At 61.3% G+C, this 19,127-nt stretch carries 16 protein-coding genes; 3 read left to right on the forward strand and 13 right to left on the reverse strand.

The window, feature by feature from the left end; genetic code table 11:
* Positions 1 to 5: 5 nt before the first annotated feature.
* The 4 genes from V6093_RS01610 to V6093_RS01625 form a co-directional block, all read right to left on the reverse strand.
* A complete protein-coding gene (locus V6093_RS01610) occupies positions 6 to 263 on the reverse strand; it encodes a PAAR domain-containing protein (RefSeq protein ID WP_003250871.1) in 258 nt (85 codons plus the stop codon).
* The gene (locus V6093_RS01615; RefSeq protein WP_143999962.1) at positions 260 to 1,153 is read right to left on the reverse strand and encodes a DUF6708 domain-containing protein; all 894 of its coding nucleotides are present in this window, start codon (positions 1,151 to 1,153) and stop codon (positions 260 to 262) included. Before V6093_RS01615 ends, V6093_RS01610 begins: the two co-directional genes overlap by 4 nt.
* Positions 1,153 to 4,146, reverse strand: a complete 2,994-nt coding sequence (locus V6093_RS01620) for a T6SS effector BTH_I2691 family protein (RefSeq protein ID WP_406669683.1) — start codon at positions 4,144 to 4,146, stop codon at positions 1,153 to 1,155. Before V6093_RS01620 ends, V6093_RS01615 begins: the two co-directional genes overlap by 1 nt.
* Positions 4,147 to 4,478: 332 nt before the next feature.
* Positions 4,479 to 4,763 (reverse strand): hypothetical protein, encoded by a 285-nt coding sequence (locus V6093_RS01625; protein WP_003247660.1) that lies wholly within the window; start codon positions 4,761 to 4,763, stop codon positions 4,479 to 4,481.
* 164 nt (positions 4,764 to 4,927) lie between these two features.
* On the opposite strand from V6093_RS01625, the gene V6093_RS01630 reads away from it, so the two are divergent.
* Together V6093_RS01630 and V6093_RS01635 are read left to right on the forward strand one after the other, a co-directional pair.
* On the forward strand, positions 4,928 to 5,356 hold the full coding sequence (locus V6093_RS01630; protein WP_003247665.1) for a DUF2231 domain-containing protein: 429 nt from the start codon (positions 4,928 to 4,930) through the stop codon (positions 5,354 to 5,356).
* Entirely contained in the window at positions 5,353 to 6,645 is a 1,293-nt protein-coding gene (locus V6093_RS01635; protein ID WP_265979959.1) for a sorbosone dehydrogenase family protein, read from the forward strand. Before V6093_RS01630 ends, V6093_RS01635 begins: the two co-directional genes overlap by 4 nt.
* A gap of 84 nt (positions 6,646 to 6,729) precedes the next feature.
* Here V6093_RS01635 and V6093_RS01640 read toward each other — a convergent pair whose 3' ends face one another.
* Positions 6,730 to 8,862, reverse strand: coding sequence for a TonB-dependent siderophore receptor (locus V6093_RS01640; RefSeq protein WP_265979960.1), 2,133 nt, complete (start codon positions 8,860 to 8,862; stop codon positions 6,730 to 6,732).
* Between the two features lie 215 nt (positions 8,863 to 9,077).
* Between V6093_RS01640 and V6093_RS01645 the strand changes: the two genes are divergently transcribed.
* A complete protein-coding gene (locus V6093_RS01645; protein WP_003247673.1) occupies positions 9,078 to 9,659 on the forward strand; it encodes a hypothetical protein in 582 nt (193 codons plus the stop codon).
* Here V6093_RS01645 and V6093_RS01650 read toward each other — a convergent pair.
* The 8 genes from V6093_RS01650 to V6093_RS01685 are packed head-to-tail and all read right to left on the reverse strand — an operon-like array spanning position 9,623 to position 19,125.
* A complete protein-coding gene (locus V6093_RS01650; RefSeq protein ID WP_265979961.1) occupies positions 9,623 to 11,011 on the reverse strand; it encodes a cation:proton antiporter in 1,389 nt (462 codons plus the stop codon). The genes V6093_RS01645 and V6093_RS01650 overlap by 37 nt on opposite strands.
* 23 nt (positions 11,012 to 11,034) lie before the next feature.
* Positions 11,035 to 12,519 (reverse strand): amidase, encoded by a 1,485-nt coding sequence (locus V6093_RS01655; RefSeq protein WP_108079077.1) that lies wholly within the window; start codon positions 12,517 to 12,519, stop codon positions 11,035 to 11,037.
* Positions 12,519 to 14,183, reverse strand: coding sequence for an NAD(P)/FAD-dependent oxidoreductase (locus V6093_RS01660; RefSeq protein WP_047603911.1), 1,665 nt, complete (start codon positions 14,181 to 14,183; stop codon positions 12,519 to 12,521). The genes V6093_RS01655 and V6093_RS01660 overlap by 1 nt, the downstream gene beginning before the upstream one ends.
* Positions 14,184 to 14,239: 56 nt before the next feature.
* Entirely contained in the window at positions 14,240 to 14,878 is a 639-nt protein-coding gene (locus V6093_RS01665; protein WP_265979962.1) for a peroxiredoxin-like family protein, read from the reverse strand.
* A gap of 20 nt (positions 14,879 to 14,898) precedes the next feature.
* Complete coding sequence (locus V6093_RS01670) at positions 14,899 to 15,660, reverse strand: hypothetical protein (protein WP_047603909.1); 762 nt, start codon at positions 15,658 to 15,660, stop codon at positions 14,899 to 14,901.
* The gene (locus V6093_RS01675; protein ID WP_047603907.1) at positions 15,657 to 17,294 is read right to left on the reverse strand and encodes an FAD-binding oxidoreductase; all 1,638 of its coding nucleotides are present in this window, start codon (positions 17,292 to 17,294) and stop codon (positions 15,657 to 15,659) included. The genes V6093_RS01670 and V6093_RS01675 overlap by 4 nt, the downstream gene beginning before the upstream one ends.
* Positions 17,284 to 18,150 carry a class I SAM-dependent methyltransferase gene (locus tag V6093_RS01680; RefSeq protein WP_108079075.1) on the reverse strand — a complete coding sequence of 289 codons (867 nt, stop codon included), beginning with the start codon at positions 18,148 to 18,150 and terminating at the stop codon, positions 17,284 to 17,286. Before V6093_RS01680 ends, V6093_RS01675 begins: the two co-directional genes overlap by 11 nt.
* A 51-nt stretch (positions 18,151 to 18,201) precedes the next feature.
* The gene (locus V6093_RS01685; RefSeq protein WP_108079074.1) at positions 18,202 to 19,125 is read right to left on the reverse strand and encodes a GNAT family N-acetyltransferase; all 924 of its coding nucleotides are present in this window, start codon (positions 19,123 to 19,125) and stop codon (positions 18,202 to 18,204) included.
* Positions 19,126 to 19,127: the final 2 nt, after the last annotated feature.

The raw sequence follows: 19,127 nt of genomic DNA on the forward strand, positions 1-19,127 counted from the left end.
GGCTTTCAATCAATGAGCCAACCCTGGTCCCCCTCGATTAACGTCCCTCCATGACTGGTAGTGTCACCCTCCCTTGCTGCGGGGTGGCCCTCGATGATTGTGCAGGCAGCGCCGGTTTCGATAACGGCGCCACAACTGATGCGATCGCCCACACGAGCGACGGCCTTGCCATCCACGAATGTTGCATTTGCGCCGGTTTCCACAGTGCCTTCGCCATGGAGCGGGCAGCTATGACGATGGCCTACCAATACGATGGGTTTCATTTGCGCTTCCTTTTGCCGGGTTGAACGGGGGCTTCTTCGAAGGCTGCTGGTGGCGGTGGCGCTGCTCGGACGTTGAACAGGCGGCAGATGCCATACCAGCAGAGTGCGACGGAGAGGTTGTAGGGAAACAGCACGGCCCAGAACGGCAATTGCCAGTTCTTTTTGCCCTGCATTTCACCGGGCTCGCCGGTTCGCCAGGGGGCATAGTGGCGCCAGGCTTCTGCCGGGGTCAGGCAGATGGCGTGGAGTGGCTTGTGCCACCAGTTGGGTTCACCGGGCGGGGGGAGTTTGTCCGGGCCGTGGTCCATGAAGTGGCGCAGGTATTCCCACACTTCGGCGACATGTTTGACGCCGGGTTCGGTGGGTTCGTTACTGTCGACCCAGAGGCAGTCTTTTTTGTGGAGGCTACCGTCCTTCCTAGGCGGGGCAAAGGCAAGTGCATAGCTAGTGCTGAAGGATGAACCACCGAACTCTGTGCGCTTAAATACCCCTCCCTTGATATTGGTCCAATCGAATGAGATAAGCTTTTTGTTACGTTGATATAGAATTTTTCCAGTTGCGCGATTGAGGTAGATGTTTGAAAGATTTTTTATGAAGAATATCCTGTAGGCGATGAATGGTGTAAATATTAGTGGTGCAATAATGTATTGTGCGAGTGAGTGAAGGTCCGCTAGCGCTGACTTTCTAAAATCTGCATCTATGATCTCCGGGTAGATATAGGCTGCTAACCCTAATGTCATGGCGGTATATAGTTTTCCCATGAATACGGAGTCGGATACCCATGGGTTCACGAGGGATAAGTGATGTTTGTTTATGGTTGATAGTTGGCTTGAGATATGTGGAGTGAACTGAGAGCGTGCGGAGGGTGTGAAAATCCATGAAATGGCCATTATCGTTCCCCAAGCTTGAAGGTCTGGGAGGAGCCTGCTTGTTCATCTAAGCCTAGATTTGGCAGATATTTGATGTTCAGTTTAATGTGGCGGTGGTTTCGAATTTGATTCTTGAAGTGGAGTATCAGTCCTCCCCTGATTTCATAGCAGTCTGGTGTGGCTGGGAATACAGATATGCCATTGTTCTCGGGTTGGCTACTAAGGCTGGCTTGCCATTCGCTCTGGCCCAATAGAAACCCTCGTAGGAGGACTGTAAATTCAGCAGTGGGGGGGATGCTAGAAACTTGATTGTGTGTGATAGCAGTCCAGTTCGGAGTAGTCCATGTGTTTAAGTCAGTCCATTTGCTGTCTAGATGCCCTAGGTCAAACAGTTTTGTCTCTTTTTTTGAAAGCAGCGAGGGTGAGTAAAATACCTGATGCCAAGCGTTGATTTCGTCTTTAATGTTGACGAGGTTTGGAAGTTTCTTGTCGGTATCTAAAATTATGTCTGGTCGGCTTTCGCCGTCATTGAGACGGTTCCCAAATATACTTCGACTGGCCCATAGCTCTATAGGGTTGTGAAGGTGTTCGGTGGCTTTCGCATGGAGGTAGATGCCTCCAGCTATGATCGCAGCACCTAATAGGACTACTGCAGCTGCAGTCCACCCTGCAAAAGGGATAAGTGTTGTGGCGCCTGCAATAGCTAATCCACCTTCTAATACCAAGACGGAGCCTATTGCGACCGCGCCCCCACCATAGAAAGTTAAATCAGAAGCGGCAGTATTACCGTGCATCTTCTGCCTTTGGGATTTTTTATAGTCAGAGGCGAATCCTAGGAAAATAGCCGGGTAGCCGGACAACTTTGCGAACAAATTGCTTCCTAGGAGCTTGATTAGACCGTTACCAAAGGCCATGCCCGGCGCTGTGGCACTTAATCTCAGCATGACGGCCTTATGCGTTGCCCGCACGCTGACCAATGTCGCCGCCGCTGCACCAATCACCCCGAAAACAGATGAAGCGAACCCCAGGGTGTATTCCGGTGCATCGCTCTTCTGCAGGCTGTTGTAGGCCGTCTTGAGCGATAAGATGTTGAACCACAGCATCCCCGCGTTTAAACCACCACCACCGCCGGAAGTGAGCAACCCAAGGAAGTTGGGTTTCACGCGCGCACTGGTGGTCAGCTCGATGGACACCGTGCGGCTACCCGAAATGCGCAACGCTTTCATCTCTTCAACCTGCGCCATGCCGCTCTTCAAATACCGCTGCACCTCCTGGCTAAAGGGATTTTCCGTAATGGCCTGCTCGGTGATGCGATAGCGCGCCGCCAACAACCCCAGCGCTTTCTCGGCATTGGCCTCACGCGCTGCCAGCAACACTTGCTGGCGCAGGCCATGGCTGGCATCCCAACGGGTTTGGCCACGCAGGCGCTTGAGCACCACGGCATTGACCGACTGGGCGGTGAGGTCGGTGATGTCAGCCATGGCCGGGAAGCGACCGGCCAGCCCTTCGATCACGTTGTCGCTGGCGCCGAACAAAGAGCCGATCGAATCGGCTTTATCCTTGAACGGGTTGAACGGCGCCAAGGCGGTGTAAAGCGGGCTGTCGTGCTGGTCCAGCCATTGCTCCAGGCGTTTGAAGCGTCGGTCATGATCTTCGGTGCCGGGTGTCGGCTGGCCCATCGGGTGGATCAGCAACGCCAGTGAGATTTCCAGACCACGGGCGGAGGTGCGTTCGTCGCGGTCGTAACAGGCCAGTGCCGCAGCCAGGCTGTAGGGGTTATCAATGTGTTGGGGTTCGGCCGTCGCCAGCCAGGCGTCATGATCGTTGCTGGCTTGCAAGGCCAGGTTGCGCAGGGCGGCAATCCGCCGTTCCAGTGCGTCGCGTTCGGCGAGGAAGCGCCGGTATTTGTCGACATCGAGGCGCTGTGCCAGGCGCGCGCCATTGGGGGAGTAATCTTCATGGGTGAGGGCCTGGAAATGGGACTCGGCCGGCGACAGGGCAGGCCCCCGGCGTGAGGTGCCCAGCCTGAACGCGGCCAGTTCCGGTGAAGGTGCATCCGCCGGGTACAGGCTTTCCAGCGTCTTGTTCAGCAGCATGGCGACCAGGTTGCGATGGTGAAAGTCGCGGCTCTGCGGGCTGAGCTGTTCGGCATCCAGCCGGTAGCATGCCGGCACGCGCTCCTGCTCGGGAGGTTGGGCGGGTTTTGTGTGCTCCAGTTGCTCGGCCGGCATCAGGTCACGCAGTTGATGCTGGTAGGCCGAGACCGACAGGCTCAGGTCCAGGGCCATGCCTTCGGCGTCGGCGAGCGCCACCACCACTGGCACTTTCGGCTGGGTCCAGGGGTAGTGGCGGGCGATGGCATTGAGGTTGCCGATGGGCAAGGCTTCGGTGACCGGGTCGCTGCTCCAGGTCAGCGGCATGCGCCGCTCGGTTGGCTTGAAGTCTTCGACCCAGGTTTGCAGGGCACTCACTGGCAACACATGGGGCTGGGTGGACGGCGCCTGATTGCCGCTCACCAGCTCGGCCATGTCCAGCTGGCGCATGTGCCGTTTGCGCAGGGCTGCCGAACCGGTGATACGGGCGGTGATGGCGTTGGTCCACAGGTGCGGGCTGTAGCCGATCCACACTTCCTTGGCCGTGTCCTGGCAGGTGTCGGCCCACACCCAGCCCGTGCTCTGGCCGGACAGGTAGCGCTCACGGCGGTGGTAGTCCTCCAGCCCTTGGTAGCGCAGCTCCTTGTAGAGGCCCGCGCCGACGTGCTCATGAATGACCAGCTTTTCGCCCAGAGGGCCTTTCATGAACACGTAGACATAGCCTGGGCGCACAGCGCGGAGGGTGTAGGCCGAGTGCTGCAGCGGGGCGAAGCCTTGTTCCAGGTTGAAGCCTGCATCGGCATAGCGGCAGGCGGGGGCGTCGCCGGTGCGGGGTACGATGGCGTAGCGCACCGGTAGGATGGGCACGCGTGCGCTGCAGGCAGGGCCGGAGGTGGCGCTGCTGACGGAGGCATTGGTCATGCGAGCTCCTTGCTCAGAGAGACAGTCTTTTCGAACCAGAGACGCACTGCGGCAACTTTCAGTACTGACAAGACTGAAATGCCGTTATTCATACTGTGCTGGATTTCAGGCCCGACTCTATGCTGTAAGAAGTTTCCTACTTACTTGCTGAGATGCGCGGGCGATCAAGTATCTGGAGTTCAAGTGAAAGACAATGCCTCGGTCGCTGCTTTTGGGTCGAGGCTGAAAGTGTAAGATTTTATTTGAATGTATAAGTATTGTGCTTGCGCAATGTCGTGTGAAAAGTTGCAGTGTTTTTGTAGGAGGTTTCGTACTTTAAGATTGTTATATGTTCAGTTTTTGCACTTGGCCATCACTACCTGGCAAGTCCTGGGCGTGCCTCCCGAGCGGCTGGCATAACGCACGCAGTTATTCAGGGATTTCTGTCGCGCAATGCTCAATGTATTGCCCCAGGCCAGGCCGCCTTCCCCGGTAGTGGGGACGGCCTTGGCAAAGCAGTTGGAGCCCACTGCAGGCGTGGCGTAGCGTGCCTTGCTGGCGTTGCTGGAGCAGCCGGCGAGAGCCAGGCTGAGGCCGAGCAGGGTGGCCAGGGCCCAGTACGCGTTTGGTCTGCTCATGTATTCCCCTTCTGCGCTTGGCAGCAAATGCCTTGCAGGATATTTCATTACAGCGAAGCGGTGAACTATCAGGGCGTCAAGGGGCTCCTTTGCTAAGCGCACCCCGCGCTTACCTGATGGCGCAAGACCATCAGCCCTGGGTCACTGAATGAAAAGGAGGCACCGTGACCGCACCTGATCAAACCCTTTACCGCTGTACGCCCAGCCCGCTGCATGCCCTGCTGCTGGCGGGCAGCGTACCGTTGTTCCTTGGTGCGCTGCTGAGCGATATCGCCTACTACAACAGCTACCAGATTCAGTGGAGCAACTTCGCCGCCTGGCTGATCGCCGGTGCCCTGGTGTTCTGTGGGCTGGCTCTGTTGTTCGCGCTGGCCAACCTGATCCGCGCCGAGCGCAAGGGCGGGCGCGCTACGCTGTACTTCGTGCTGCTGCTGGTGACTTGGGGGCTTGGGCTGATCAATGCCTTTGAGCATGCCAAGGACGCCTGGGCGGTGATGCCCTCTGGGTTGGTGTTGTCGGTCATCGTGACAGTGCTCGCGGTGGTGGCCGCCTGGACCGGTTTGAGCAACCTGCGTTCAGGAGGTGTGGCATGAAGCCTTTGCATGCATTTAGCCTGTTGGGCGTGGCGCTATTGCTGAGTGCCTGTGGTGGCGACGGCGAGCCGACCCAGGCCCATGGCCCGGACCCGAAGCTGCCGGAGCCTCAGCGCGGCTTGCTGCCGAGCATGAAGATTGCGCAACCGGCTGCCTGGGGCGAACTGAAACCGACCGTGCCGGAGGGCTTCAGTGTCACCGCCATTGCCACCGGCCTGAAAATCCCGCGCCAGAGCCTGGTGCTGCCCAATGGCGACATTCTGGTGGCTGAGGGCCGGGGAGGCAGCGCGGCCAAGCTCAAGCCCAAGGATGTGATCGCCAGCCAGATCAAGGCCAAGGGCAATACCCAGGTCAAGGGTGGCAACCGCCTGACCTTGCTGCGCGATGCTGATGGCGATGGCAACTACGAGGTACAGGCCGTGTTTGCGGATAACCTCAACGCACCGTACGGCCTGGCCTATGCCAACGGCAAGCTGTATGTAGCCAACCAGGATGCGCTGGTGCGCTTTGACTACAAGGAAGGCCAGACCCAGGCCGACGGCCCGCCAACCAAGGTCACCGACCTGCCGGCCGAAATCAACCACCATTGGACCAAGGCGCTGACCATCAGCCCGGATGGCCGCTTCTTGTATGTGGGTATCGGCTCGAACAGCAATATCACCGAGCGCGGCCTGGAGGTGGAGATCGATCGGGCCATGGTCTGGCAGGTCGATGCCGAGACCGGCGCACACCGGCCCTATGCCACCGGCTTGCGTAACCCGACGGCATTGACCATCCAGCCGCAGACCGGGCAGTTGTGGACGGTGGTCAACGAGCGGGATGAGCTGGGCCCCGACCTGGTGCCGGACTACCTCACTTCGGTACGTGAAGGGGGCTTCTATGGTTGGCCTTACAGCTACTGGGGCCAGCATGTGGATGAGCGGGTGCGGCCGCAGAACCCGGACAAGGTGGCGGCGGCGATCAAGCCGGACTACAGCCTAGGTTCGCATGTGGCCGCACTGGGTGTCGACTTCTCGACCTCGGCAATGGGCGAGCGCTTTGCCGACGGTGTGTTCGTGGGCGAGCACGGCAGCTGGAACCGGCCCAACCCGGTAGGTTACAAGGTGATTTTCGTGCCGTTCAGCAATGGCCAGCCTGCTGGGGAGCCGATCGACTTCGCCACGGGCTTTCGCGGTGAGGATGGCAAGACCCGGGGGCGACCGGTTGGGGTGACGGTGGACCCGCGGGGAGCGTTGATCATTGCCGATGACCTGGCGAATACGGTGTGGCGGGTGACGCGTAATCGCTGAATGCTATCTGATCAAATCGTCAAAGCTTGCTGGCGATGGGCCGCAGAGCGGCCCAATTGCTGACTGACAGGCATTGCGCGTGGGTCAGAAGCGGTAGTTGAAGCTGGCTTCCAGTGTGCGCGGTGCCCCTGGGGTGATCAGGTCGACCGAGCCATGTGCCGAGGCATAGTAGTCACGGTCGAACACGTTCTTCAGGCGCAGCGCGGCATCCCACTGCGGCACGCTGTACAGCAGCGCGGCGTCGAAGGTGGTATAGCCTGGCATCACCACCACATTGTCGAGCGCTGTGTAGCGTTCGTCGACGTAGTTGGCTCCGGCGGCCACACGCCACTCTGGTGTCAGGGTACGTACCAGCCAGACGTTGGCGCTGTTGCGCGGCGTCAGGGTAGGGGTCTGGCCTTCGTTCGCCACGCCATTGGTCTTGCTGTTGGACTTGGTGATTTCGGCGTCCAGGTAAGCGTAACCGGCATAGATCTGCCACTTGTCGGTGAGATGCCCGCTGACGGTGGCTTCAAAGCCATCGGTACGCTGTTCGCCAGCCAATACGGTCAGGTTGGGGTTGGCCGGGTCGGCAGTCTTCATGTTGGTGCGCTCAAGGCGGAACACTGCGGCGGTCAGTGACAGGCGGCTGTCGAGCAGGTCCCATTTGGCGCCGATTTCATAGTTGGTGGTTTCTTCCGGCTCCAGGTGCTGGTTGCTCGGGCTCACCGCGAACACTTCGCCCGAAGGCTGATAGCTGCGGCTGACCGACATGTAGTAGGACTGGATGGCGTCTGGCTGGTAGACCAGACCCGCACGCGGGCTCCAGGTCTTGTCGGTACGATCCAGGTCGATGTTTTGCACGCGGTCGTCGTCGTACTCCTGGCCAAAGATGTCATAACGCACACCGACCAATGCCTTCCAGTGCGCGTTCAGCTCGATCATGTCCTGCACGTACAGACCGGTGGTCTGCTGGAAGTTGGTGCCCTTGGACGACAGGTTGGCGGCATGTTCCGGTACCGGCACCAAGGCATCACGGTACACCGGTACCTGGGCCACGTTGGTCTGGCTCAGCACGCGCTGGTACTTGTCCTGAAAGCCTGCTTCCACGCCGTACAACAGGTTGTGCTGCATGCCGGCCAGTTGCGCTTGTTGCTTGAGCTCCGTCTGGTTGAACACACCGTACTCATCGCGGGCGACGTTGCCGCGGTTGAGCTTGATCAGCAGTTCACCGTCGGGCGCGGTGACGAAGCGCGTCGGGCTGCTGTCGGCCAAGGTGTTGTTGCGGTCCAGGTCGTAGCGGTAGTAACGGCTGGTGTTGGTCAGGGTGAAGTTGTCGTTGATGCGGTAGTCCAGGCTGGCTGTAAGCGAGAACACCTCGCTGCGGGCGTAATCCTGGTCCGCATCGCCAGAGCCAAAGCGCTTGTCGCGGTCCACGTCCACCGGGCGGTTGCCCAGGGCCGGGATGCCGAAGTCGATCAGGCGCTTGTCGTACAGGTAGGTGGCGCCCAGGTTCAGTTCCAGGTCGTCCGAGAGACGGAAGTAGGCCGACGGTGCGATGGCCTTGCGGTCGATGTAGCCATCATCGCGGAAGGTGTCGCTGTCTTCGAAGGCACCGGTCACGCGGTAGGCCTGGTTGCTTTGCGGGTCGGCCCAGCCGGTGTCGAACTGGGTTCGGCGTTTGCCTTCGCTGTCGACGTTCATGCCGACTTCGCGCTTGGGCGTGAAGCTTGGTTTTTTGCTGATGCTGTTGATCAGCCCGCCCGAGGAGCCACGGCCATACAGCACCGCGGCCGGGCCCTTGATCACCTCGACACGCTCGATGTTGGACAGGTCGCGAAAGTACAGGGCGTCGTCACGCACGCCGTCTATGTACATGTCGCCAATGGCGCTGAAGCCACGGATGGTCACCTGATCGCGTTGGCCGTCGCCGTTGGACAGGCCGATGCCGGGCACGTTCTTCAGCACGTCTTCCATGGACTGTGCGCCTTGGTCCTTGATCACGCTTTCGGGAACGACGTTGACGGTTTGCGGGATATCGCGCAGCGGCGCGTCGATCTTCATGGCGCTGCGGCTTTCACTGGCCTTGTAGCTTTGCTGCTCATAGACGCTGGTGACGGCGGTGGCGGGCAGGGCGAGGCTACTTTGCGTATCGGTTTGGGCGGCAGCGTGGACACCAGGCACAACGAGCAGGCCCAGCATGGAAATGGATGCTGGGGCAACAGACCTTTTTGCCATTACAGGCGACTCTTTGTTGTTATCGGGATCACGAATAGTAATGATTTGCAAATGTAAAGCAAGTGTAAAGAATTCGTATTAGCTATAACAGTGATCTCTGCGACGAAATGTGTCGCCAACCGGGAGGGCCGGCAAGGCGGCAGGTAATGGCTATGCTTGTTAGCGCGTGAGCCTTTCACGCGCCTATTCGGACTTGATCACAGGGAAGCACGCCTATGAACCCCATTCGTACTCTCGCTCGTGCTGTAGCCCTTGCCACGCTGGCCTCTGCTGCCAGCTTCACGGTACAGGCTGCCGGTATCCCCATCGGGAGCGAGGCGCTGGAAAGCCATGTCACCACACAGGTAACGGCTATCGACCTGGCCACCCGACAAGTCACGGTGAAAGGCCCTGACGAGAAGAAGGATGTGACGTTCCAGCTGACCGAAAAGGCCAAAGCGCTGCCCAACCTGAAAGTCGGTGACCAAGTCGACATCTACGTGACACGCGCCGTGGCCTATGTGCTCAATCCGGAAGTGGGTGGGGCGCCGAAAGCGACTGAAGAGTCCGGTACCATTCGTGCAACCGAGCAAAACCCCAACCCGGGCGGCGAGGCGTTCCGCCAGGTCAAGGTTACCTCTCAGATCAAGAAGATCGACCTCAAGACGCATGAGGTGAGCTTGTTGCCACCGGAGGGCAAGCTGCAGGTGGTCAAGGTCGAGAACCCAGACCTGCAGAAACGCATGAAGAACCTCAAGGTTGGCCAGACGGTTGACGCGATCTACACCGAAGTGCTGCGCGTCGAAACCTCGCGCTGACCTCGGCCGTTGCTGACCTCGGTTGCCCCCGGGGTCGCATGCGGGGCGCGGGTGCGTGCGGTCAACAAGCGAATCAGCGGCGATGCGATGAAGGTACTGATGATGGCCATGATTACCAGCAGCGTGAAGTACTCCTTGGGCAGCACGCCCAGGTCATAGCCAACGTTCAGTACCACCAACTCCATCAGCGCCCTGGTGTTCATGCATACACCGATCAATGCCGAATCGCGGCGATTTTCGCCCAGAAGGCGGCTAGCCCCATAAGCACCGAAGAATTTGCTGGCGAAGGCCACCAGGCAGATCAACAGGCAGTTCCACAGAGCGGTGTTGCCCTCAAGGGCGCCAATATCGGTGCGCAGGCCCGTATAGGCAAAGAAGATCGGCAGGAAGAACGCATTGACCACGCCGCTGACCTTGGCATTCCACTGTTCGACGAAGGTGCGCTGGGTATGCAGCGCTACGCCAAGTATGAAACCGCCGATGATCGAAAATACCCCGATCAGGTTGGTCACTGTCGCACTGGTCAACAGAATGATCAGCATCAGCGATATCCCTTGGGTCGACAACGGCCGGCGCTGCAGGTCGCCGATTATCCAGCGCAGGACCAGTGGCCGTACTAGGGCGATCACGACGACGAAGAACAACGCTAGCGCCAGCAACCTCGCCAGAGAGGTCCAGGGGTTGAACTGCGAGGCGATCAACGAAGTGACGCCGCCCAGGATCAGCCAGCCGCATACATCGTCGATTGCTGCCGCGCCAATGGTGAGCGTGGCGACCCGAGAGCGGGACAGGCCAAGCTCCATGAATATCCGTCCCAGGATGGGCAGTGCGGTGATCGACAGTGCCGTTGCAAAGAACAACTGGAAGGCTAGCAGTGAGGGTTTGTCCCCGCTGATCTGCTGCCAGAAGTACTCGGCAGTGAGCATGCCGCTGGCAAATGGCACCAGCAGCCCTCCCATGCTGATGACGATGACCGAACGCTTGCGGCCCTTGAGGTGTGTGCCGAACTCGAACTCAAGGCCGACCTGGAACATCAGCAGGATCAGGCCGATCTGCGCGGTGACCACGAAGGCGGTGGCCGTTTGCGGTACGAACAGCGCGGCCAGTTGCTCGGGGAAGAAATACCCCAGCAGGCTCGGACCGAGCACCAGCCCGGCAAGGATTTCGCCGGCGACCGGCGTCTGGCCCAGGCTGCGGGTGCTGAACCAGGCGATCAGCCGCGAGACGCTGAAGATCACGATGAGTTGCAGCAGAAACATCAGGGTCAGGTGCTCCGCCTGGGAACCTACGGCTGACTGGGCCTGGGGTGCCGGCGTGAGTTGCACGGTACTGGCATGAATGGCATTGGACATGATGAAGTCCCGAAAATAAAGAGTCAGATAGGCGGTGCGAGCCAGCCACCGAATGCATGTTCCAGGGCCAGGGCTGCGTTCAGCAGCCGGTGCTCTTGCCCTGGGCCGGCGACCAGTTGCACGGAAACCGGGCAACCTTGGTCAAGGCGTCCCATGGGGACCGTCAGCGCTGGCAGCCCGAGTACGTTGAACAATGCGGTGTAGCCGATATCGCCCGGATAGCGCAGGGCATGGCCATGTTTGGGGGAGATGCCGGGGAGCACCGGTAGTGCCAGCAAGCTGTTGCCCGCCAGGCGTTCGGCCAATGCCTGTTGCAGGGCATCTCGTTTCGACAGCTGACGCGTAAGCCCGGGGCTGCCCAGGAATTCGCCCAGGCTGTCGAGTACGGTAGCCAGCCAGGGCCCGGTGGCATGCAAGGGTTTACCGGCCAGGGCCAGGCAGGCCTGGGTCAGGTGCGCCACAGGTTGGCCATCGCCGAGGATATCGGCCAGGCGAGCGCCGGCTTCCTTCTTCAGCACGGCCAGCCAGATGGCGAATGCGTCGTCCAGTGCCTGAGGGTACCAGCGTTCGACCTGGGTGCCTTGTAATTGAAAGTGGTGCGCCAGGTCCTCCAGTGCCTGGGTCACTGCCGGGGATACCCGGCTGCCCCAGCTCAGGCGGTCTGGCTGGCATAGGTATAGGTGCTGCAATGCACCGGGCGCCTGGCAATGCTGGTAGTGGTCGACAATGTTGCGATCGCGCTGGTCGGGGCCAGCGATGATTTCCAGCAGAACGGGCAGGTCTTCGGCATGTCGGCATAACGGGCCCACGGTGAAATGCCGGGCGATACCCAGTGCATGCGGCTGCCCCAGACCGCGCTCGTCAAGGGGCAGATGCCCGGTCAATGGCACCAGCCCCCGTGATGGCTTGAGGCCGAAGATGCCATTGCAGGCCGCCGGGATACGCACCGAGCCGCCACCATCGGTGCCCAGCGCGAAAGGTACGCAAGCACTGGACACCAGCACGGCATCACCACCACTGCTGCCACCGGCGCTGCGCCCCTGCCGGTAAGGGCTGCCGGTGCAACCATAGACCGGGTTATCAGTTTCAGGCCAGAGCGCCATCTCGGCCTGGTTGCCCAGTGCCACCGGAATGGCGCCAGCCTCGATCAGGCGCTGCGCGGCAGTGGCGGTAAAACGCGCAACCTGTTGCTGGCGAAGGCGCGAGCCGCAGGTTTTCGGTGCACCGGCCAGCCCCAGGCCTTCCTTGAAACTGAAGGGCACGCCATGCAGGCGGCCCAGCGTAACCCCTTGGTCACGTTGGCGCTCGGCAACCTCGGCGGCCCGCCGTGCCTGGTCGTACAACGCCACTGCCACGGCGTTGCAGCGTTGTTGTATGGCCTGGCAGCGGCCGATGCTGTCCTCGACCAGGGCGACCGGTGACAGCGTGCCATCGCGCACCCCCGCAGCCAGGCGCACACCGCTCTGGGCGAGCAGTTCGTGGTCGGCCGTCATCTTGGGCAAGGCCATCAGTGTTTGGCCAGGTCGAGGAAACCACCGTCGCTGCCGAATGGCGATTTGAGCAGTTCGGGGGCTTCGCCGTACTTGTAGAACAACGAGGGCATCAGCCTTAGGCTGGTTGCCCGGCCGAGGTCCTGCAGGGTGCCCAGGCTGTGCCGCGCCAGCAACTTCAGGTGGCGTGGTGCCAAGCTCCAGCGCACCATGCGCATCAGGCGCAGGCGCAGCATTGCCGAGCGCAGGAAGTAGCTGGCGGCGTAACGCGGGCGAGCCTGGTTGTCGGCCTTGTACAGGGCGAAGTTGATGGTGCGCGAGTACAGGTTGGGGATCATCTGTGGGCTAATGCCCGGGTTGGAGCGGCGCACTTCGCGCAGCAGGCAGGCGAATGGCAGCGGCGATGGCTGTAAGTCACGTGTGTAGCGTGGCAGCAGGTCGGCGAACTGCTGCGCCTGGTGGCCGTCGAGGAAGTCGCCACTGACGTACATCGGCAGCACCACATGGAAGTACGCCATGTTGGCGAACAACAGCGTCCAGCCCATCAGGAACGGGTCGTCCATCACCTCGTACCATTTGCTCCAGGTGTCCTGCAGTGCGAGCTGCGCCTGGATGTGCGACTCCAGGCAACTGACGTAGCCCGGGGTGAGGGTGCCCTGGATATCCTTTTCGATCATCGCAGCCACCTGCGGGATCTGCTGGGCCACGTAGGCCAGCCCTGCGCTGTTGGCCGGGTCGAAGGTGAATGCCGCGTCACCGATCAGGAACCAGCCATCGGTGGAGTAGTACTGGTTGGCTTCATACATGTAGTTGTACATGGCGTGCTGGTCGACCACTTCGCCCGAGGCCATCAACTCGGTGATCACCGGATGATCGGCCATGACCCGCTCCTTGAACGCCTCCAAAGTGCCGATCCGCTCGTTGACCATGTCGGGCCGGTAGGTGATGCCGATGCTGATCATGTCGGCACCGTCGTCACTGCGCATGGGGATGAGCCAGATCCAGTAGCCTTTGCCGTAGAAATGGTGGGTGACGTAGTAGGGGTCGTAGCAGTGATGCTTGTCCTTGTGGGTGTTGATGTTGTGCAGAATGCTGCGGTCGAACTGGCGCAGGCGGAACCAGAAGGTACTGCGCTGGTAGGTTGGCTCCTTGTGCAGCTTGAGCTTCTTTGCCATGAAGCGATTGCGGCCTGTGGCATCCACCACCCAGTCGGCATCCAGCTGCCAGCTCTGCGCCTCGTTGCGCAGGGTCAGGCGATGGCGGGTGTGCTCACCTTCATGCAGGTCCACCGCAGCCACGTCAGCCTCTATCAGTTGCACCTGCTGCCCGGCGACGATGGCACGCAGGTCTTTGTCGAAACTGAACCGGTTAAGGTTGTAGGCTGGCATGCGGATAACCCCGGGGGCCTCGTGGACCACGTAGTTGCGGCATTCCGGGTTGTTGCGTAGCTTCAGGTAATAGGTCAGGCCGTACTTGTGGTAGTGCTTCTCTTCGAGCAGGCTGCCCAGGCCTATGCCTTTGAAAAAGTGCGTAGTGAGTTCGACCGTCGACTCGCCGACGATCGGCCGCTTGCGGTCCGGACGGCCGATTAGCGTCACTTCCACGCCCGGCAGGCGTTTGCGCAGGTACAGGGCAGCCAGGTGGCCGGCCACGCCGGCACCCATGATAGCAATACGTTTCATGTCATCTGTCCGTGATGAGGTGAGGCACCGGGCAGGCCGGTGCCGGGGAGTGAGTCCTAGTGGCTGGCGGCTTCGATCAAGGCCTGCGGTTCGGCACGTTCGGAGTAGTCGACATTGACGAATGCATGGCGAATGCGGCCATCCTGGCCGATGATGAAAGCGCTGGCCATCGGCAGGCTGAGATCGTCGCAGTCGTTCAGTGCCTTGAGGTCGGCGCCGAGTGCCCGATACACCGCTTCCAGCTCTGGCTCCAGCTCGAAGACGATGCCGTACTGGCGCGCCAGCTGGTTGCCCGGGTCGCTCAGCAGTTGGTAGCGCACGCCCAGGGATTCGCGGGTTTTCAGGGTGGCAGCGCGGCTCTGGGCAGAGACGGCGACCAGCGTGGCACCGCTGGCGGCCAGATCGCTTGCCATCTGCTGGTATTCGCTGAGCGTTACATTGCAGAACGGGCACCACAGGCCGCGGTAAAACACCAGTACCAATGGACCGCGTGCCAGCAGGGCCCGCAGGTCCACGGCCTTGCCATCGGCATCCTCCAGCACGGCCAGCGGGGCGTTGTCGCCGGTTTTGAGCACGTGCTCCTCAGGGTGTCTTGCGATAAGGGCTTGCAACGAGGCGCCAAATTTTTCCAGCACCTCGGTGGGCAGTTGGGCCATCTGCTGTTTGACAGCGTTGAGTTTTTCCTTGAGTGACATGCTTGTTTCCTTGTGGTGGTTCACTGGGGCAGGCTTCGGGTAGCCCGGGTCTGGATGCGCTGCGAGGCCTTGCAGGCCGGGGGATGGCGCTGAAACAGCTGAAGTACCCAGTCGGGGCGGGTCTTGCTGGCATCGTTGAGCCAATTGGCGACCGAGTCCTGGGCGTATTTCTCGGCTTCGGCCAGTAGCGGTACCAGTAACGGCTCGGCCACTTCTGGTTGTTGCTTGAGCGCGGCAATGTGCTCGCACCAAACGCCGCGCGGGCGCAGGATCTCGATGCAGAACCGACGGACCAGTGGGTCTGCATCGCCCGTATGGCGGCCGAGTAGCGCCAGGGCCGCTTCAAGGTGCTGGGCCAGGCGCGGTCGCAGGGCGATCCAGGCCCATTCACGCACACCGAAGTGCTCATCGCGGGCAAAGCGAAACTGCGCCAGCAGGGCATCTTCCGCTGGCAGCGAGCGTGACAGGAACGCCTGGGCAAACGCCGCCCAGCTGCGCACGGTATCGGATGGGTGCGTGCAGCATTGCTCGAACACCTGCTGGCGCAAAGACTCGGGGGCCTGCTCCAGCCACTTGCCCAACGCCAGGCCAATGGCCGCCACTTTTTTTGACAGGCCCAGTGCCTGGGCCTGGTCCGCACTGGCAGCGAGGTGCTCTACCAACGTTGAGGGCAGTTGGCCTGTCAAGGCGTTGACCAGGGCGGCTTGATCCACCGCCAGGCATTCGGCCAGGTTGCGGGTTGGCAGTTGGCCAAGGTCGATCAGGGATTTTCGGTCGCTCATTGCAGAGGTTCCATGGCGGAGGAATGGCATCCGGTGGCCGGGGCTGGTGGGCAGTAACGCCCTGGTGCGAGCAGGTGCTGCGGGTCCAGGGCGTGCTTGAGGCGCTGCCCAAGCTGCCAGGCAGGCGCCTGCGTATCGGTCAGCAGGTGCATGAAGGCCAGAGGCAGGCGATAGGGCAGTACACCTTGCTGTTTGCCGCTGTTGAACAAGTCCCGGTAACAGTCCTCTGCGCGGGCCGTGGCCTTTTCATCGTTGCGATCGAAGAGCAGTGGCAAGGTGCAGTCGATTGCCCGGCCAGACAACGTGGTGAGGGTGACCGGGCAGGGGAGGCGGTGGGTCTGGCACACATGCTCCATGTGCCTGACGAATGTTGCCACCTGCTGGCTACGCAAAGGCAGGATCGGTGCGTACCAGATCAGGCCGCAGTTGTCCCGTGCCGGGTCGAGCAGGGCGCCTGCCTGCGGCCGTGCTCCGGCGACATAGGCCAGCGGCAGCGCCACCTGATTGGGTCGGCCTTCCATCAGTTCCATACCCAAGTGCAGTTTGTCCAGCATGACCCGCCAGCGCCTGGACCAGGCACCTGGCAGCAGACGCAGGGCTTGGCTTGCCCATGCCAGCTGGCGCTGGCTGCGGAACAGATAGCGGCTGCTGAAACGACGCAGTTCGGTACGGATAATGCCCTTCAGCGAGGCCAGTTGCGCCTGTTCGCAGTAAATCGAGCCCACCCCCATCCAGGCAGGCAGGGCCAGCGACCTCGCAGCGGTGTCGCGCTCAGCCTGGTTTAGCTGGGTCAGGGGGCGCGCGTCATAGGCCATGCTCAGCAGGCGTGTGCTGTTCATCAGGTTGATGCCGCCCACCTGGCTGCCGCAACGGTCAAGAATGCGTTTCACCCCGTCCAGTGCTGCAGGTAACTGTGCCGCGGAGTCGACCCAGAAATAGAACGGTTGCACGACTTGCGGGCGTCGGACCAAGGCAATCGACATTTGCGTCACCACGCCTAGGCCGCTCTGGCCGAACAGGCCATCAAGGTAAGGCCCGACTCCCCACTTGAAACACGGGGTGGTGCCAGGCGCCCACATGGGCGAGCGGTAGCGCTGACCATCGGGCAGGATGGCCTCAAGGCCCATCACGGCCTGCCAGTGGTCTGTTACCGGCGTGATGCCGAACCCTCGCTCCAGAGCATTGGCCAGCACACTGCACGTGGGCCCGGCGCCGGTGACCGGGGTGAGGAAGGGCAGGTCGCGGCTGGCCAGGTAGTCGGCCAGTGCCGCCTGGGTCACGCCAGGCTCGAGGGTGACCACAGCCAGCGCTTCGTCAAAGGCGAGAATCTTGTCCATGCGCGACAGGTCGAGTTGGACGCAGTGGCTATTCGTAGTCGCCATGCCACCGTAGCCCCAGTTGTTGCCGGTGCTGGCAGGTTGCAGCGCAACGTTGTGCTGGCGGGCAATGGCCAGGCAGGCCGCCACCTCTTCGCTGTTGGCGGGCCTGAGACGGGCGCAGGCATGGGCGGGCGAGCGCATTGTGTCCTGGCGCAACCTGGCGAGCGTCGCGGCATCCGTCTGCACGTGGACGTCGCCCAGCAATGTGCGCCACGCCGCCAGGGCGGCTTGCAGGCGCTGCGGCTCAGAACGCACTCGCCATCCCCCCCATGCCGAGGAACAGGCGCAACTGATCGACATCAGCCTGGCGGCTACGCGGCAAGCAGCGGTAGCGGCGGCGGAACTCGTCCTTCATTGCCGCCACGCAGCGCCGCTTGGGAGTGCGGACAACCATCATCAATGGGCTGATGGCGGTGCTGTAGACCTTGGCACATGGGCCCAGATAGCTGGCGGCAAGGGTCTGGAACTCTTCCCGTGAGAACGCCGCCAGCAGCGAGTTGCGGTAGTCGAGCAGGGTAGCCTGGTCGGCACCGTCGCTGGCGCGGCTGACGAAGTAGTCCACCGATTCCACCGACTTGAGCCTGCCGAAATCATTCAGGTAGATGGCCCGATCATTGCGCAGCACGCGCGCGATGTTGCGGAACGTCGCTTCCAGCTGAGAGAGGTCTGCCAGGTGATGCAGGGCCATGGACGAAATCACTACATCGACGCTACGGTCGGCGATACCGGCCAGGCGCGTCATGTCTTCTTCGCGCAGTTCGACGTTGTCGATGCCCTGCTGGCGGATCGATTCACGGCCCACCTCGAGCATGCTGGCGGACAGGTCGGCACCGATGAACTCGGCCCGCGGGTTCAGCCGGGCCAACTGCAGCAATAGGCTGGCAGGGCCACAACCGATATCCAGTACGACATCACCGGGTTTGATCAGGGCGCACATCTGTGCGCAGTGGTACAAGTAGGTGCCGGACAGCGCCTGGCCCTGGCCGGCACTGTCGGCGTAGGCACTGACGCAAGTTTCGTCGACCATCACCAGGTCGGGCTCAGGTGTACGTACAAACGGTTGCCTGAGGGTGATTTCCCTGTAGATCGCGCGCAGCAATCCTGTGTCCATGAACTTGTCCTCCATGAAAGTCGTGTGGGTTTGGAACGCGGGGCGGGCTGCTCAGTCCAGTTGCAGAGCCCGTCGCACCCGCGGCGAAAGGTGGTGCGGCGAGGTGCCACAACGTGCCATGTGGGTGAGGACGTCGTCGGCACTCCAGCGAGCCTGTGCGGCGGGCAGCTGGATATGTGGGTAATGGCGCGAGCAAAAAAAGTCGAACAGGTCGGTACACGTCTGGTCGACCGTAAATTTCAGGCCTGGCGCACTGTAGGCCTTGGCGAACACATCCCGCGCCCGGGCTAGATTCACGGCCAGCGGCAGCGACAGGGCATTGTTGAGTTTGGTATAGGCCTGTACCGGGCCGATGGGCGAGAAGAACAGTACATTGCGGTAGAAGCTGGCGGCGCGCGGGTGCACGGCGATCACCAAGGTGCTCACCTTACGGTGGTCAATGGCCCATCGAAACATGGCGTTGTACAGCATCAGTGGCACGCCCTTGCCCTTGTAGCGGCTACATACCGCCAAGGTCCCGACTTCGGCCACGAGCACACCGCCCAGGCGCTGTAGCACAGCCTCGTTGATGTGCACATCCTCCAGTGGAAGGCCCAGTGCCGAGTCTTCGATCAGCGACACGGTGCCAACCACTCGCCCGTCTTTCAGTGCCACGAAGGTGGTAGTGCCCGGTAGCAGGTGAAACGGCGAAAACCGCATGCCCGCACGGCACACGGTGGCGATGCCGCGGCGTGCATAGCTCTCGTTGACCAGACGCAGGGCCTGCTCGAGTTCGAACAGGTTCTGCACCGGGCGAAAGCTGAAACCCTCGATGGCCAGTGGCTGTCTGGCAAGGCGGCGGATGAACAGGCGCCGGTAAAGGGCCGCTGGCAGGCAGGCCTCGAGCCAAGGTTGGCGACGACTTAACTGGTCGTGTTCGCTATGTACCCGGGGCTTCCTGCCAAGCCGGGCCAATACGCTCTGATTCTGCAACATCA

It is taken from the genome of Pseudomonas putida group bacterium ESBL64 (genome assembly GCF_045277175.1).
In the GTDB taxonomy this organism is placed as follows: domain Bacteria; phylum Pseudomonadota; class Gammaproteobacteria; order Pseudomonadales; family Pseudomonadaceae; genus Aquipseudomonas; species Aquipseudomonas alloputida.